We start from the raw sequence: 15,408 nt of genomic DNA on the forward strand, positions 1-15,408 counted from the left end.
TATTTTTTTATGCTCGCATCTGCCATCGATTTTATCCTTCACATTGACCGGCATTTAATCGCTTTGTCGGCACAATACGGCTTATGGATTTACGCCGTTTTATTTGTCGTCGTGTTTTGCGAAACCGGCCTGATTGTTACACCGTTTTTACCGGGCGATTCGCTGCTGTTTGCGGCAGGCGGGATTGCCGCGCTGGGCGGTATGGATATTCATTTGATGGTTGCATTATTAAGCCTTGCCGCCATACTCGGTGACGCGCTCAATTTTACCGTCGGCAGGTATTTCGGCGGTAGGCTGTTCGCCAATCCCGATTCTAAAATCTTCCGGCGCGAATATCTCGATAAAACCCACCGTTTTTACGAAAAACACGGCGGGAAAACCATCATCATTGCCCGCTTCGTGCCCATCATCCGCACCTTCGCCCCCTTTGTCGCCGGTATGGGAAAAATGCACTATGCCAAATTTATCCGCTACAACATCATCGGCGGCGTGTTGTGGGTTATCCTGTTTTCTTATGCGGGCTATTTCTTTGCCAACTTCCCCGTCGTAAAAAACAATCTGGGCTTGGTGATGGGCGGCATCATTATTGTTTCCATCCTGCCGGGTGCGGTTGAAATCGCCCGCGCCAAACTTGCGGCAAAATCCGAACGTTAATTGTTGGGAATTGACATTATGAATATATTATCCGTAGAAAACGCTTCCTTTGCCGTCGGCCATGTTGCCCTGCTCGACAAAACTTCCTTCCAACTCGACAGCGGCGAAAAAGTCGGCTTAATCGGCCGCAACGGTGCGGGTAAGTCTTCGTTTTTAAAAATCCTCGCCGGCGTGCAAAAGCTCGACGACGGACAGATTATTGTTCAAAACAACCTCAAAATCGTTTATGTGCCTCAGGAATCGTTTTTCGACAAAGAAGCCACCGTATTTGATACCGTTGCCGAAGGTTTGGGTGAAATCCGCGATTTATTGCGCCGTTATCATCACGTCAGCCATGATTTGGAACACAATTCAGACGGCGTTTTATTAAAAGAACTCAACGAATTGCAACTCGAAATCGAAGCGAAGGACGGCTGGAAACTGGATGCGGCGGTGAAGCAGACTTTGGGCGAACTCGGTTTGCCGGAAAACGAAAAAATCGGCAACCTCTCCGGCGGACAGAAAAAGCGTGTCGCCTTGGCGCAGGCTTGGGTGCAGAAGCCCGATGTATTGCTGCTGGACGAACCGACCAACCATTTGGACATCGACGCGATTATTTGGTTGGAAAACCTGCTCAAAGCGTTTGAAGGCAGCTTGGTTGTGATTACCCACGACCGCCGTTTTTTGGACAATATCGCCACGCGCATCGTCGAACTCGACCGAGGTATTTTGCGTTCCTATCCCGGCTCGTTCTCCAAATACAGCGAGAAAAAAGCGCAGGAATTGGCGGTTGAAGCGGAACACAACCGCCTGTTTGACAAATTCCACGCGCAGGAAGAAGCGTGGATACGCAAAGGCATCGAAGCGCGCCGCACCCGCAACGAAGGCCGCGTGCGCCGTTTGGAAGAGCTGCGCCGCCAACGCGCCGAACGCCGCAACGTGCAGGGACAGGTCAACTTCAAGCTCGACAGCGGCGAGAAAAGCGGCAAAATCATCGCCGAATTGGAACACGCTTCGTTTGCCTATGGCGACAAAGTCATTATGGACAAATTCTCCGCGATTTTGCAGCGCGGCGATAAAATCGGCCTAATCGGCCCCAACGGTATCGGCAAAACCACATTTTTAAAACTGATTTTGGGCGAACTCAACCCGACTTACGGCAGAATCCGTATCGGCAGTAAGCAGGAAGTTGCCTATTTCGACCAATTCCGCAGCGCGTTGAACGAAAACGACACCGTGTTTTACACGCTCGGTCAAGGCAACGATTACGTCGAAGTCGGCGGGAAAAAAAAGCATGTGATGAGCTATTTGGAAGATTTCCTGTTCCATCCTGCCCGCGCGCAAAGCCCCGTTTCATCACTCTCCGGCGGCGAACGCAACCGCCTTTTGCTGGCAAAACTCTTTACCCGTCCTGCCAATATCCTGGTCTTGGACGAACCAACCAACGACTTGGACATCGACACCCAAGAGTTGCTCGAAGACCTGTTGCGCGACTACCAAGGCACGGTATTCCTCGTCTCGCACGACCGTATGTTCTTGGATAATGTGATTACCCAAAGCATTGTTTTCGAAGGACAAGGTCGTCTGAAAGAATACATTGGCGGCTATCAGGACTATATCGACGCAAAATCGCGCGAAGAGAAAATTCAGACGGCATCCGCACCCAAAGCATCCGATGCCGAACCGGTGAAAGAAAAACCCAAAGCCAACCGCACGGTCAAACTGTCCTACAAAGAACAGCGAGAACTCGATGCCCTGCCCGACGAAATCGCCGCCTTGGAAGCCGAACAGGCAGAAATCAACGCGCAGCTTTCCGATCCCGAAATCTTCAAAGATTACGAAAAAGCCGGCGCACTGCAAAGCCGCGCCGAAGAAATCGAAATGCTGCTTTTGGAAAAGCTGGAACGCTGGGAGCTGCTGGAAACCAAACAGAACGGCAATGCCGTCTGAAATCAAATAGGAAGAAAAAATGTTCAAACGTCCCGAAGAAATCATCGTCCTGATACTTGCCGTCCTCTGGATTGCCGGTACGTATTTTCTCGCCGCCCTGTTTGGAGCGGATGCTTATACCGTGTTAAAAATCACTGCCCTTACCCTGCTTTGGTCTGCCGCATCATTCCTCCTTTGGCAGAAAAACCTCAGCCGGCATATCTGGCCGCTGCTGCTCGGCTGCCTGACTGCCTGTTGGTGGCCGTATCTGAATCAATCGGTCGCACCCGGTTCTTTACCTTGGTATGCATCATGGACGTTCAAAACCATCTTAGCCCTGATTCCCGTAACCGCAGGTTATCTGTTTAAATGGAAACAATACCGGCAGCGCAAAACAAAGCCGTAAGCCCGTCTTTTTTCAGACGGCATCTCCGGTCAGACTGTCAACAATTCCGATAAAATGCTATACTCGCACCCCTTATCATGCCGTCTGAAACCGCCTTTTGGGAAAGCAGAAATGATCAGCAAACAAGAATACCAAGCCCAAGCCGCCCAAGGTTATAACCGCATCCCACTCGTGCAAGAACTCCTTGCCGACTTGGATACTCCGCTTTCCCTCTATCTCAAACTCGCCAACCGCCCCTATACCTACCTGCTCGAATCCGTTGTCGGCGGCGAACGTTTCGGCCGCTATTCCTTTATCGGCCTGCCTTGCAGCCACTATCTCAAAGCCAGCGGCAAACACGTCGATGTTTATCAAAACGGCGAAATTGTCGAGCAACACGACGGCAACCCCCTGCCCTTTATCGAAGCCTTCCACAACCGTTTCAAAACACCCGAAATCCCAAGCCTGCCGCGCTTTACCGGCGGCTTGGTCGGCTACTTTGGTTACGAAACCATCTACAATTTCGAACACTTCGCCCACCGCCTGAAAAACACCACCAAAGCCGACCCGCTCGGCACGCCCGACATCTTGCTGATGCTGTCGCAAGAGTTGGCGGTTATCGACAATTTGAGCGGTAAAATCCACCTCATCGTTTATGCCGATCCCTCGCAGCCCGACGGCTACGAACGCGCCCGCGAACGCCTCGAAGACATCCGCACCCAGTTGCGCCAAAGCTGCGCCATCCCGCTCTCGCTCGGCAGCAAACACACCGAAGCCGTCAGCGAGTTCGGCGAAGAGCCGTTTAAAGCCTGCGTCGACAAAATCAAAGACTACATTTTCGCAGGCGACTGTATGCAGGTAGTACCCAGCCAGCGCATGAGCATGGAATTTGCCGACAGCCCGCTCGCCCTCTACCGCGCCCTGCGCACGCTCAACCCTTCGCCTTATCTCTTCTACTACGATTTCGGCGATTTCCACATCGTCGGTTCCTCGCCTGAAATCCTCGTCCGCCGCGAACGCGATGACGTCATCGTCCGCCCCATCGCCGGTACGCGCCTGCGCGGCAAAACCCCTGCTGAAGACCTTGCCAACGAGCAGGACTTATTAAGCGACGCCAAAGAAATCGCCGAACACGTCATGCTTATCGATTTAGGGCGCAACGATGTCGGCCGCATCAGCAAAACAGGCGAAGTCAAAGTAACCGATAAAATGGTGATTGAAAAATACTCCCATGTGATGCACATCGTTTCCAACGTCGAAGGCCGTCTGAAAGAGGGCGTTACCAATATGGACATCCTCGCCGCCACGTTCCCCGCAGGCACACTTTCAGGTGCACCCAAAATCCGCGCTATGGAAATCATCGAAGAAGTCGAACCGAGCAAACGCGGCATCTACGGCGGCGCCGTCGGCGTATGGGGCTTCAACAACGATATGGACTTGGCGATCGCCATCCGCACCGCCGTAGTGAAAAACAACACGCTATACGTCCAAAGCGGTGCAGGCGTAGTTGCCGACTCCAATCCTGAATCAGAATGGCAGGAAACGCAAAACAAAGCCCGAGCCGTTATACGCGCCGCACAGATGGTACAGGAAGGGTTGGATAAATGACTTATGAAAAACTTTATGAGCTTCGCCAAACACTCAGACCAACTACCAAAGACGGTCTCTATACAGATAATGAAAAAAGTCGAGAAATCCTAACGGTTAGATGGAGCGGCAATACAGAAAATCCTAAAAATTTCTCAGCTGTTGCTATAGGAATTAATCCAAGTAAAGCAAATGATGAAAGAAGCGATAAAACCCTTACCCAACTTGCACGTTTCTTGGATATGTACGGTTTTACCAACTTCAAAATGTTAAATATTTTTTCCAGTTACTCTACACAGCAAACAGGAATTAGGGCAAACACCCAAACCGATTTTTCCAAATTTCAAGGATGTTTGGAAGATGCTGATATGATTATTCTTGCATGGGGTACAGACCGCAGTGCTTATAAGGATGAAAAAAACAGAATACTGGAATTTCTAAAAGCAGAAAAATTTATGGAAAAAGTATTCTGTATTTCTGAAACTGGTAATTCCAGCGATACAAGACATCCATCAAGAATTAGTTATAGCTATCAACTTGTACAATTTGAAGAATCAGCATGAAAAACATATCTCTTTCTCCGCCCGCCATGCTCGGCATCCTCGGCGGCGGACAATTAGGCAGAATGTTTGCCGTTGCCGCCAAAACCATGGGCTACAAAGTCACCGTTCTCGACCCCGATCCGGACGCGCCGGCGGCGGAATTTGCCGACCGCCATTTGTGTGCGCCGTTTGACGATCAAGCCGCTTTGGACGAGTTGGCAAAATGCGCAGCGGTTACCACTGAATTTGAAAACGTCAATGCCGACGCGATGCGCTTTCTGACAAAGCACACCAACGTTTCCCCAAGCGGCGACTGTGTGGCCATTGCACAAAACCGCATTCAGGAAAAAGCGTGGATACGCAAAGCGGGATTGCAAACCGCGCCGTATCAAGTGGTTTGTAAAACCGAAGACATTACTGAAGCAAGCGCGCAATTCCTGCCCGGCATCCTGAAAACGGCTACTCTGGGCTACGACGGTAAAGGTCAAATCCGCGTCAAAACGGTGGACGAACTCAAAGCCGCGTTTGCCGAACACGGCGGCGTGGATTGCGTTTTGGAAAAAATGGTGGATTTACGCGGCGAAATTTCCGTTATCGTATGCCGTCTGAACAATGACAACGTGCAAACCTTCGACCCCGCCGAAAATATTCACGAAAACGGCATCTTGGCTTATTCCATCGTCCCCGCGCGACTGAGTGCCGACGTGCAGCAACAGGCGCAGCAGATGGCGCAACGCTTAGCGGACGAATTGGATTATGTCGGCGTGTTGGCAGTGGAAATGTTTGTTGTCGGCGACACGCATGAATTGGTCGTCAACGAAATCGCGCCACGTCCGCACAATTCCGGCCACCATACCATCGACGCCTGCGCGGCAGACCAATTCCAGCAACAGGTCCGCCTGATGTGCAACCTGCCTCCGGCTGATACCAAATTACTGAGCTCTTGCTGCATGGCGAATATTTTGGGCGACGTTTGGCAGGAAGACGGCGGCGAACCGGATTGGCTGCCGTTGCAAAGCCGGCCGAATGCACACCTGCACCTTTACGGCAAAAAAAACGCGCGAAAAGGGCGGAAAATGGGACACTTTACCGTTTTAACTACCGATTCGGACACCGCATTTCAAGAAGCAAAAAAACTGCATCAGTCCCTATAATCCGACCAACGGCACAAATGCCGTCTGAAGCCGCCGACATACCGCCATGAGCCTGCTGACACTGTTACGCCCCGCCACCGTGCAAGACTGCAAAGACATCTTCAAAGTCCACCTGCACTCCGTCCAATACACCTGCATCCTCAGCTACAACGAACACGCCCTAAAAGTATGGGAAGGCTTGTTAAACACAGAAAGCTACCTACCGACCATTTCAGATCCCGACAAAGCACTTTGGGTTGCCGAATACAAAGGCAATATACAGGGATTTTTCCAAATCGACTGCCAAGAAGCACAACTCGATGCGCTTTACGTCCACCCCCTGTTTCACAACCTCGGACTGGGCACTGCCCTGCTCCGTCAGGCAGAAATCATCGCCCACAAATCCGGTTTGGGCTTTCTGAAACTCTACGCATCACTCAACTCCGTCCCGTTTTACCTTCTCAACCGCTACGAATCGCTCGGTTCGGCAGTATTGCAGCTTGACCCCAGCATCAAAATCAAATGCGAACTGATGCGCAAACACCTCTAATCCCGCCTTATAACCAAAACTGATAATCTTCAAATCAAACATTATTTCCACAAGCGCAGACAGCCGTATAAAGTTGCCCCATCTACCAACCGACAGGACAAGCATATGAAAATCTACGCACCGGCACTCTATACCGCAGCCCTGCTCACCGCCTGCAGCCCCGCAGCCGATTCAAACTATCCGTCCGGACAAAATGCCCCGGCCAATATCGAATCCGACGGAAAAAACATTACCCTGCTCAACGCCTCATACGATGTGGCACGGGATTTTTACAAAGAATACAACCCCTTATTTACCAAAACATACCAATCCGAACACCCCGGCACATCCGTCAGCATCCAGCAGTCCCACGGCGGCTCCAGCAAACAGGCATTATCCGTAGCCAACGACCTTCAAGCCGATGTCGTAACCATGAACCAATCCTCCGACATCGACCTGCTCGAAAAAAAAGGGCTGGTAGAAAAAGGCTGGCAACAAGCCCTCCCCGACCACGCCGCGCCCTACACTAGCACTATGGTTTTCCTTGTCCGAAAAAACAACCCCAAACAGATCCGCGATTGGAACGACCTTGCCAAAGACGGCGTTAACATCGTCATTGCCAATCCCAAAACCACAGGCAACGGACGCTACGCCTTCCTCGGCGCATACGGTTACGGTCTGAAAGCCACCAACGGCAACGAACAGGAAGCCCAAAAACTCGTCGCATCCATCCTCAAAAACACACCCGTTTTTGAAAACGGAGGACGCGCCGCCACCACCACCTTCACACAACGCAACATCGGCGACGTACTCATCACTTTTGAAAACGAAGCCAACTACGTCAGCAAAAAACTGACCCAAGGACAGTTTGAAATCGTCTATCCGAGCTACACCATTTCTGCCGAAAGCCCCGTCGCCGTCGTCAACAGCGTCGTCGCGAAAAAAGGCACGCAAAAAGCCGCCCGATCCTATCTCGAATACCTTTGGAGCGAACCGGCGCAAGAACTCGCCGCCTCACTCTACCTGCGCCCGCGTAACGCCGAAGTATTGGCGCGGCACAAAGCCGACTTCCCCGACTTAGACACCTTCTCTCCCGAAGAAAAATTCGGCGGCTGGGACAACATCATGAAAACCTACTTCGCCGACGGCGGCATATTCGACCGCCTGACCGCACAAAAATGACCACTATGCCGTCTGAACTGCCTTTCAGACGGCATTTCACACATCAAAACAGAAAAACCGCACCCAAAATCATCATCGCAAGACACAACGGCAAACCGGATACAAAACCCAACACCGCCGCCGCCAAAATACCGTCTGAAGCCGTCGGCGCAACCATCCTTATCTAGGGCGCGCTCCATCAAAGGGGCGCATAACTTTCCTTAACCATCCCTTTTGACAGCCAAATAAACAGTGCTTTTGCCTGTCAGAAACAAAACCAATATTTTGCGGTTCGTATCGGAACATTTATAAAACATCAGATTTCCGTGTTTCGCGTTTCCGGCAATTCAAGATTGGCAAAACCATTAACCTGCTTCACAAAGCAGGTTTTTAAAACTTTATCAGGCGTTCAGGCATATCGGTTCGACCCGCATTTCCGGCAATCAACACTGCCGACGGTTGCCGCATTTCTTTTTGATATACAATCACACTTTCAAAAAACATACGACGGCAACAAAATCATCCTCACCCGCTTGGCAAACATTCCGGCAGATTAAAACCCCGCCGAAACAGCCATCGGACAAATAACAGGAAAAAATATGAATACCGACTTCCAAAACATCCTCAAACAACTGGGCAAACAGGCCAAAAAAGAAGCGGCAGAAAAACAGGAATCCGAAAAAAACAAGCAAAAACAAGAACAGGATTTGGATTTTTCACAAGCGGTCGGACAAGTCTCCCCATTAAAAAACCGGCAGCAATATTATGCGCCGCCCGACAAAACCCCCATCAAAGTCCGTCCCAAAGACAACCGCGCCGACGAAGAAAACTATTTCTACATCGGCAGCACATACAATGAACCGCCCGCCAGCTTCAGCAAAAACGGACAGGGAAAAAACGACATCCAACGCCTGAAAAACGGATACTATCCCGTCGTTACCGATGTTGACCTGCACGGCTACACCCAAGAAGAAGCCCAAAAAGTCCTCAACGAATTCATTGCATTCACCCAAAAACGCGGCGTATGCGGCGAAATCATCCACGGCAGCGGATTAGGTTCCAAAGGCTACACACCCGTACTCAAAAACATGACCCGCAACTGGCTGATGCAGCACCCCGACGTACTCGCCTACGTCGAACCCCGGGAAGGCAACGACGGCTGCGTCCGCATCCTGCTCAAACGCAAATTAAGGCAGCAAGACTGACAAATTTCTCCGACAGACTTGGCAGCACCGCACAATATCCGTATAATTTGCAAACCATTTCTGGGGGCGACCTTGGTTTCGACGGGGGTTGCGAAGCAGATGCGGGCATACCGGGGTCTCAGATTCCCGTAAAACACTGAATTCAAATAGTCGCAAACGACGAAACTTACGCTTTAGCCGCTTAAGGCTAGCCGTTGCAGCAGTCGGTCAATGGGCTGTGTGGCGAAAGCCACCGCAACGTCATCTTACATTGACTGGTTTCCAGCCGGGTTACTTGGCAGGAAATGAGATTTAAGGTAACTGGTTTCCAAAAGGCCTGTTGGTCGGCATGATGGAAATAAGATTTTCAAATAGACACAACTAAGTATGTAGAACGCTTTGTAGAGGACTTTCGGACGGGGGTTCGATTCCCCCCGCCTCCACCATACCCTATTTTCAGCAGTATCCTGAAGTATGCATAGAGCCTTGAAATATAACAGTTTCAGGGCTTTTTTATTACCCTGAATGTGCTGGGGTATGCTTGAGTTTTCGCCATTTATGGGGTAACTTTTGGGGTAACTTTTCACGAATTACCCCAAAAAACGCCCCCAAATCCCCCGATTTTCCCGCCGTTTTTTGAAACAAGTTACCCCAAAATCGACTGAAACCATTTATTTATAAGGCTTCCAGCGTTTTGCATAAGTTACCCCAAAACGGACTTAAAAATGCCAAAACCAACCCTTCCCCTAACAGACAGCCAATGCAAAAAACTAGAGCCGCCTAACCAGTTGTCGGACGGCGGCGGCCTATCCCTTCAGGCAAGGGGTAACGGCAAATACTGGCGTTTCCGCTATTACCGCCCGTCCGACAACAAGCGGGACGAGATACGGCTTGGCATCTATCCCGCCATGAGCCTGAAAGAGGCAAGGGAGGAGCGGGAGGAATTGCGCGGGCTGGTAGCAAGAGGGATAGACCCGAAGCTATACCGGCAAAACGAGGCGCAGAGGCAGGCAGAGCAGATGAATAACACGTTTGAGGCCGTTGCCCGAAAATGGTACGCCGACCAAGCGGCCAAGCCCGACAAATGGAAGCCCGACCATGCGGGGCGCGTTATCCGCAGCCTTGAGCTGCACATCTTCCCCGACCTTGCCCGCCGCCAAATAGGCGAAATCATGCCGCTTGAAGTGTTGGGATTGCTGCAACGGCTGGAGGCGGCAGGCAAACACGATACGGCGCATAAAGTCTATGACGTGGTAAATCAGGTTTTCCGCTACGCAGTCATGTTGAGATTGTGCATATTCAACCCCGCCGCCGAATTGCGGGGGGAGTTGGCACAGGTGGAGCAGAAACATTACCGAACCATCACCGACCCCGAAAAGATAGGCGGGCTGTTGCGAGCCTTGGACGGCTACACGGGCAGCCCGCAAACACGCGCATTACTGCAACTTTCCCCCTATGTTTTCGCCCGCCCGTCCGAATTGCGGCTGTTGCGCTGGTGTGAAATCGACTGGGAGGCGCGGCAATACCGCAAAGACGGGGAGGAGATGAAAAACGGGATAGGCCACATTGTCCCATTGAGCCGCCAAGCCATAGCGATACTGGAAGGCCTGAAGCCCGTAACGGGTCATCATGAATTTGTGTTTGCCAACATCGGCAGCAAAAAGCCCTTGAGCGAAGGGGCTGCACGCAAAGCCCTTGCACGGCTTGGCTTCCTAGACCAAATCACGCCGCACGGCTTCCGCCATATGGCCAGCACGCGCCTGAATGAGATGGGCTTCAATTCCGACTGGATAGAGCGGCAGCTTGCCCACAAAGACCCCAACACGACAAGGGCAGCCTACAACCATGCGAAATATTTAGAACAACGCGCCGAGATGGTGCAGGCATGGGCGGATTATCTTGATGAATTGAAAACAGAACAAAAGGCATGAGGTTAATAAAATGGCTTGGAGGCTATATTACACGCTTGAAGAAGCGGCAGAGAAGTTAAGTAGGGAGTTTAACGATACCTACACAGCAAATGACCTAATACATTATGCGGCTATTGGTTTGGTTGAGTTATATATAAATGGGATTGGACGGGAATATTATTTTGCAAAGAGGCCATTTTATGATTTGGCGTATGACGAAGAAGAAAAAGGAAAATATGCGGAATTACCTGAAAGTGCAATATATGGCGGAGACCTCATCCCTATAACAAAATTTGATGCGATGCACTTCGAAGGAGGGAGAGAATATATAGAAATAAATAATGTAGATAAATTAGCTGTTATAGGTACTCATGGAGAACTGGTGAAAATCTATGCTGAATCTTCTTCCGAGTGGAAAGACCTTGAAACGTTAGTGTATTGTCTTATCCCGAATGAGTTGCTAGGAAATCTATTTCAAATTTCATCAGAGGATGAACCAACAAAACGAGAAGAAATAGACAAACCTGAAAATGTAATCAAAGTAAAAAGGCATGATTTGTGCATTTTACAAGGTGATTTAACCATACTGCAGCAGGATTTGGCATACAGAATTAAAGGCAAGAAAGAAAAAGAAGTAAATGACAAAAAATCGTTACTCAACATCATATCAGCCCTAAAAGATATGCTAATTGACAAAGGAATCTATAAGAACCAAGCCGAAATAATTGAGTATTTGGCAAATGAGGCAGAAGGTTATGGCTTATCAGAAGCCAGCCTGAAAGCCAAATTTGCAGAAGCAAACAAACTAAAAAAGTCTAATTAGACTTCAAAAAGTTTAATTGTACTGAAGCCGCCCACAGAGGCGGCTATATTTATGCCTACCGAAACGCCAGCACCACGCAGGCAAGACCAACCAAACGGAGGCGATAAATGCACATTATCAATATCGACAGCTTACCCGATACCGCGCAATTAACTATTGCAGAACTTGAGACCAGCCAAGCAAAAGGACGGCGCGGAATCACACGTTTAAGCGGAAGCCAAATCAGACGGCTGGAGGCAGCAGGACAATTCCCGCAATCACGCCTGATTATCGGCACACGCAGCCGCTTTTATGTAGCAGGAGAAGTGAAGAAATGGCTTGCAGAACAGGCAAGCCAATAGGAAGTAAAACAGAGTTTTAGGAGCAATACGCGCGCGCGCGCGATAGATAAGCAGACAGATTAATTTATCGGGCAAAACAAAGCCGCCAAAACGGACATTCAGGCGGCGGAAAGGGGAAATCAACGATGAAGCATGATTGTACCAACGACAAACCCAAAACACCAAACCAAAGACAGCGCATTTTAGCCCGATTGAAACAGGGCAGCGTTACCTCATGGGAGCTTACCCAAATGGGGATACTTTGCTACAACACGCGCATTATGGAGCTTCGCCAACAGGGGCATAACATCGTTACCACAATGGAGGAAATCCAAAACCAATTTGGCGAAACCGTGAAGCGCGGGCGGTTTTCGCTGGTGTCGGAGGGCAGGCAATCATAGCGCGGCAATCGTCTTAAACGTTTTAGGCGATTTTTGCACCATACGCAGCAATAAGGCGGCTTGGGGGTTCGGGCGCGTTTTGCCTTGTTCCCAGCCCTGATATGTACGGACGGAGCAACGGAGTTTGCGGGCAAAGACCGCTTGGGAGAAATTCAGGCTTTCGCGAATGGCGCGTATTTCTTCAGGAGAAATGGCAGCCGCCCCGTTTTCGGGTATTTCCGCTTCTATTGCCCGCAATGTGATTTTCCCTTGCAAATATTGTTCGGCGGCTTCCAAGCCCTCTTTCAGTTCTTCAAACAAATTGCGTTCAGACATGGTTATTTTCCTTGAGGTTGTGAAGCATGGCGGAAAGTATCTTTTTTTCACTTGGAGACAAATCATCTTTAACGTTTTTGCCGTAAACAGTGAACAAAAGGAAAACGGCACGGCTGGCCGCCCAATAGTAGATAACCCTAGAGCCGCCCCGCTTGCCCTTGCCGCGCTTGGAATCGGCAACGCGGATTTTACGCAGACCGCCCGTCCCTTGTATTACATCGCCTTTTTCGGGATTTGCCATCAATTCATTTTGAAAGGCGCGGTATTCCTCACTGCTGAAGTAGTCAGCACGGAAACGTTCAAACGGCGGCAGTTCGACAAATACGGCTTTCATTAAAAGCCCCTTTGAATGAAAACCAAATCATACGCGCAAAGCGTATAGAAAGGCAACGCCGCACGGCTTCCAATGCACGGCAACGCGGTATAACGCTATTTAATAGGCAATGGAATCATCGGCTTGCAAAAATGCCGTCTGAAAAGTATTTACAAATCGGGATTGAGAAACTAGATTGCAGTTTCTCTCTAAATTAATCAGCCGAAATTCCGCACGGCTTGCGGGATTTTTTTATCGCCATTTCCCCTATGCTGTTTGCAGTCTGTTCAAGGCTTCAGACGGCATATCCAAGTCAATGGCGGTGTGTGGTAGCGGCAACGCCCACGCCTGACTGATTACAGGAGAGAGCACCGCCCCCTTTTCGGGCATTTCTCAAATCTCAAATTAATCAGGAGCATTCCAAATGCAAAGCAATTTTTCTCAAGCAGTACCATCAAACCAAACTCAAAACACTCAAAACCAAGCCCAAACGGTAACCATCCCCCACAAGCTGGCAAACGACGCGGCAGACGCTTGCTTTTACGCAGGCCTCGCCTCTGAAAACCTTGCCGCCATCCTCGACGCAGCCGAAATCCTGTCAAATATTGCTATCGACCAACACACGGAGCAGGGAAAACGGCAATCCTTCTCTTTAGCCGCACGAAACCTCATCAAAGCCGCCAAGAACGAAGTGGAGACACTGGCAGAGCTTCACCCTTTCAGCCTGTTTGAAACCGCAACGGATTTAAACAACGAAATTTACAGCCAAACCCACGGCGCGAAATAACCCCCAAACCCTGTAAAACCTAAACCGCCATGCCGCCTATTTTTAGGCGGCAGGGGTAAACTCAAACCTATGTTTTAGATAACACATTGATTTATCTATGTTTGAGGTTTCGGGTTTAGGCTTATTCCAAACATTGGCACAGGAGAAAAAGCCATGAGACAAGACAACAGACCGCGCAAAACGCCATATGCAGGGGCGGCGGTTTTCCTGATTTTCGGTTTTGCCTTTGCAGGCATGACGCACCACGCCCCCGAAAACCACGCGGCGGATATTCCGCCCCCTGTTGAGACGCAGCCGCAAACGCCCGCGATATGGGAGACCGACCCGATGGCTGGTGTTGTGTTAGAGCCTGTATCGGAGGAGGCGGAAAAATGAAACCGACTTACCAAGACATCAAAGCCGCCGCGCGTTACCGCTGGCAGGAAATACACGCCGCCATCGGCATAGCCCCTAAGTTTTTACGCAACAAACACCAGCCCTGCCCCGCGTGTGGAGGCGAAGACCGCTTCAGATACGACGACAAGGACGGCAAAGGCACATTCATTTGCACCCATTGGGAGAACGGAGCGGGCGACGGTTTCGGCTTGGTTATGCACTTTCTAGGTTGCGATTTTCAGACGGCATTAAAGCAGGTTTCGGGCATTTTAGGCATGGACAATGCAAACCCCTTACCGATACCGGCAACGCGCCCACAGCCTCAACCGCGCCCCGAAAAAGACCATATCGGCAAACTTGCCGCATTGTGGGACGGAGCAGAGCCGATAACGCCCGATTGCCCCGTTGTCCAGTATTGGACATCACGCGGCTTAAACGCGGCATATCCCCCTGAAAACATCCGCCATCATGCAGGCATGGAATATTGGACGCAGGGAGAGGACGGCAAACCGCTGTTCATCGGGCGTTTCCATGCGGCAATAGCGGCTTCCACACGCGGCGGCATTGTTTGCGGTTTGCACATTACCTATCTGGAAGCACAACGGGGCGGCGGCTTTGCCAAAGCGCGGATTAAGCACCCCCAAACGGGCGAAGATTTGCCCGCCAAGAAAATGCGAAGCCGCAAACAGGGCGCAATGACGGGCGGGGCGGTTTACCTGTTCCCCGTCCCTGAAAACGGGCGGCTGATGGTAGCGGAGGGCATAGAGACCGCCTTAGCCGCGCGTGAATTGTTCAACGCCCATGATTGGGGCTTATGCGCCGCCCTAAGCGCAAACGGCATGAAGCGGCTGGAGCTTTCAGACGGCATTAAAGAGCTTGCCGTTATCGCAGACCACGACGCACCGCGCCCCGTAGGGGAAACGGCGGCATTAAGCCTGGCAAAACGCGCCCAAAGCGGCGGGATAGCCGTCCGATACTGGATAAGCGGCACGGCAGGCTATGACGCGCTGGACGAATTGAACGACCGCAAACGCAGCGGCAAGGCGTAAAAAATGCCGTCTGAAAAACAGGCGGCATTTGT

At 50.7% G+C, this 15,408-nt stretch carries 20 protein-coding genes and 1 other RNA gene; 18 read left to right on the forward strand and 3 right to left on the reverse strand.

Annotated elements, in window-relative coordinates; genetic code table 11:
* Nucleotides 1-9: 9 nt before the first annotated feature.
* The 15 genes from KEM39_RS03535 (at nucleotide 10) to KEM39_RS03605 (ending at nucleotide 12,537) form a co-directional block, all read left to right on the forward strand.
* Nucleotides 10-654 (forward strand): DedA family protein, encoded by a 645-nt coding sequence (locus KEM39_RS03535; protein WP_211709616.1) that lies wholly within the window; start codon nucleotides 10-12, stop codon nucleotides 652-654.
* 18 nt (nucleotides 655-672) lie between these two features.
* On the forward strand, nucleotides 673-2,583 hold the full coding sequence (locus KEM39_RS03540; RefSeq protein WP_211709601.1) for an ATP-binding cassette domain-containing protein: 1,911 nt from the start codon (nucleotides 673-675) through the stop codon (nucleotides 2,581-2,583).
* Between the two features lie 19 nt (nucleotides 2,584-2,602).
* Nucleotides 2,603-2,968 (forward strand): hypothetical protein, encoded by a 366-nt coding sequence (locus tag KEM39_RS03545; protein ID WP_002213667.1) that lies wholly within the window; start codon nucleotides 2,603-2,605, stop codon nucleotides 2,966-2,968.
* A gap of 111 nt (nucleotides 2,969-3,079) precedes the next feature.
* Nucleotides 3,080-4,555: an anthranilate synthase component I gene (gene trpE, locus KEM39_RS03550; RefSeq protein ID WP_118996878.1), complete on the forward strand. Its 1,476-nt coding sequence runs from the start codon at nucleotides 3,080-3,082 to the stop codon at nucleotides 4,553-4,555.
* Nucleotides 4,552-5,097, forward strand: a complete 546-nt coding sequence (locus KEM39_RS03555; RefSeq protein WP_025458348.1) for a DUF1643 domain-containing protein — start codon at nucleotides 4,552-4,554, stop codon at nucleotides 5,095-5,097. Before trpE ends, KEM39_RS03555 begins: the two co-directional genes overlap by 4 nt.
* Complete coding sequence (locus KEM39_RS03560) at nucleotides 5,094-6,230, forward strand: 5-(carboxyamino)imidazole ribonucleotide synthase (RefSeq protein WP_211709603.1); 1,137 nt, start codon at nucleotides 5,094-5,096, stop codon at nucleotides 6,228-6,230. The genes KEM39_RS03555 and KEM39_RS03560 overlap by 4 nt, the downstream gene beginning before the upstream one ends.
* A 46-nt stretch (nucleotides 6,231-6,276) precedes the next feature.
* Nucleotides 6,277-6,759, forward strand: coding sequence for a GNAT family N-acetyltransferase (locus KEM39_RS03565; RefSeq protein ID WP_118996880.1), 483 nt, complete (start codon nucleotides 6,277-6,279; stop codon nucleotides 6,757-6,759).
* 105 nt (nucleotides 6,760-6,864) lie between these two features.
* Entirely contained in the window at nucleotides 6,865-7,920 is a 1,056-nt protein-coding gene (locus tag KEM39_RS03570) for a sulfate ABC transporter substrate-binding protein (protein WP_211709604.1), read from the forward strand.
* A gap of 5 nt (nucleotides 7,921-7,925) precedes the next feature.
* Nucleotides 7,926-8,087, forward strand: a complete 162-nt coding sequence (locus KEM39_RS03575) for a hypothetical protein (RefSeq protein ID WP_211709618.1) — start codon at nucleotides 7,926-7,928, stop codon at nucleotides 8,085-8,087.
* Between the two features lie 411 nt (nucleotides 8,088-8,498).
* The gene (locus KEM39_RS03580) at nucleotides 8,499-9,104 is read left to right on the forward strand and encodes a Smr/MutS family protein (protein WP_118996883.1); all 606 of its coding nucleotides are present in this window, start codon (nucleotides 8,499-8,501) and stop codon (nucleotides 9,102-9,104) included.
* A 62-nt stretch (nucleotides 9,105-9,166) separates the two neighbouring features.
* Nucleotides 9,167-9,529, forward strand: a transfer-messenger RNA (tmRNA) gene (gene ssrA, locus KEM39_RS03585).
* Between the two features lie 279 nt (nucleotides 9,530-9,808).
* On the forward strand, nucleotides 9,809-11,014 hold the full coding sequence (locus tag KEM39_RS03590; protein WP_118996884.1) for a tyrosine-type recombinase/integrase: 1,206 nt from the start codon (nucleotides 9,809-9,811) through the stop codon (nucleotides 11,012-11,014).
* 10 nt (nucleotides 11,015-11,024) lie between these two features.
* Entirely contained in the window at nucleotides 11,025-11,816 is a 792-nt protein-coding gene (locus tag KEM39_RS03595) for a hypothetical protein (RefSeq protein ID WP_118996885.1), read from the forward strand.
* Between the two features lie 107 nt (nucleotides 11,817-11,923).
* The gene (locus KEM39_RS03600) at nucleotides 11,924-12,157 is read left to right on the forward strand and encodes a helix-turn-helix transcriptional regulator (protein ID WP_030002182.1); all 234 of its coding nucleotides are present in this window, start codon (nucleotides 11,924-11,926) and stop codon (nucleotides 12,155-12,157) included.
* Between the two features lie 125 nt (nucleotides 12,158-12,282).
* A complete protein-coding gene (locus KEM39_RS03605) occupies nucleotides 12,283-12,537 on the forward strand; it encodes a helix-turn-helix domain-containing protein (RefSeq protein ID WP_118996886.1) in 255 nt (84 codons plus the stop codon).
* On the opposite strand, the gene KEM39_RS11490 is transcribed toward KEM39_RS03605, so the two are convergent.
* The 3 genes from KEM39_RS11490 to KEM39_RS11825 form a co-directional block, all read right to left on the reverse strand.
* Nucleotides 12,532-12,852 (reverse strand): helix-turn-helix domain-containing protein, encoded by a 321-nt coding sequence (locus KEM39_RS11490; RefSeq protein ID WP_002234115.1) that lies wholly within the window; start codon nucleotides 12,850-12,852, stop codon nucleotides 12,532-12,534. The two genes, KEM39_RS03605 and KEM39_RS11490, sit on opposite strands and share 6 nt — an antisense overlap.
* Nucleotides 12,845-13,186 (reverse strand): type II toxin-antitoxin system RelE/ParE family toxin, encoded by a 342-nt coding sequence (locus KEM39_RS11495; RefSeq protein ID WP_118996887.1) that lies wholly within the window; start codon nucleotides 13,184-13,186, stop codon nucleotides 12,845-12,847. Before KEM39_RS11495 ends, KEM39_RS11490 begins: the two co-directional genes overlap by 8 nt.
* A gap of 246 nt (nucleotides 13,187-13,432) precedes the next feature.
* Nucleotides 13,433-13,555, reverse strand: coding sequence for a hypothetical protein (locus KEM39_RS11825; protein ID WP_275068390.1), 123 nt, complete (start codon nucleotides 13,553-13,555; stop codon nucleotides 13,433-13,435).
* 34 nt (nucleotides 13,556-13,589) lie between these two features.
* On the opposite strand from KEM39_RS11825, the gene KEM39_RS03615 reads away from it, so the two are divergent.
* The 3 genes from KEM39_RS03615 (at nucleotide 13,590) to KEM39_RS03625 (ending at nucleotide 15,376) form a co-directional block, all read left to right on the forward strand.
* Nucleotides 13,590-13,952 (forward strand): hypothetical protein, encoded by a 363-nt coding sequence (locus tag KEM39_RS03615; protein WP_118996888.1) that lies wholly within the window; start codon nucleotides 13,590-13,592, stop codon nucleotides 13,950-13,952.
* 153 nt (nucleotides 13,953-14,105) lie between these two features.
* Nucleotides 14,106-14,327, forward strand: a complete 222-nt coding sequence (locus tag KEM39_RS03620) for a hypothetical protein (RefSeq protein WP_118996889.1) — start codon at nucleotides 14,106-14,108, stop codon at nucleotides 14,325-14,327.
* Entirely contained in the window at nucleotides 14,324-15,376 is a 1,053-nt protein-coding gene (locus tag KEM39_RS03625) for a primase-helicase zinc-binding domain-containing protein (RefSeq protein ID WP_118996890.1), read from the forward strand. The genes KEM39_RS03620 and KEM39_RS03625 overlap by 4 nt, the downstream gene beginning before the upstream one ends.
* Nucleotides 15,377-15,408: the final 32 nt, after the last annotated feature.

It is taken from the genome of Neisseria sp. Marseille-Q1983 (genome assembly GCF_018224585.1).
Taxonomy (GTDB): Bacteria; Pseudomonadota; Gammaproteobacteria; order Burkholderiales; family Neisseriaceae; genus Neisseria; species Neisseria polysaccharea.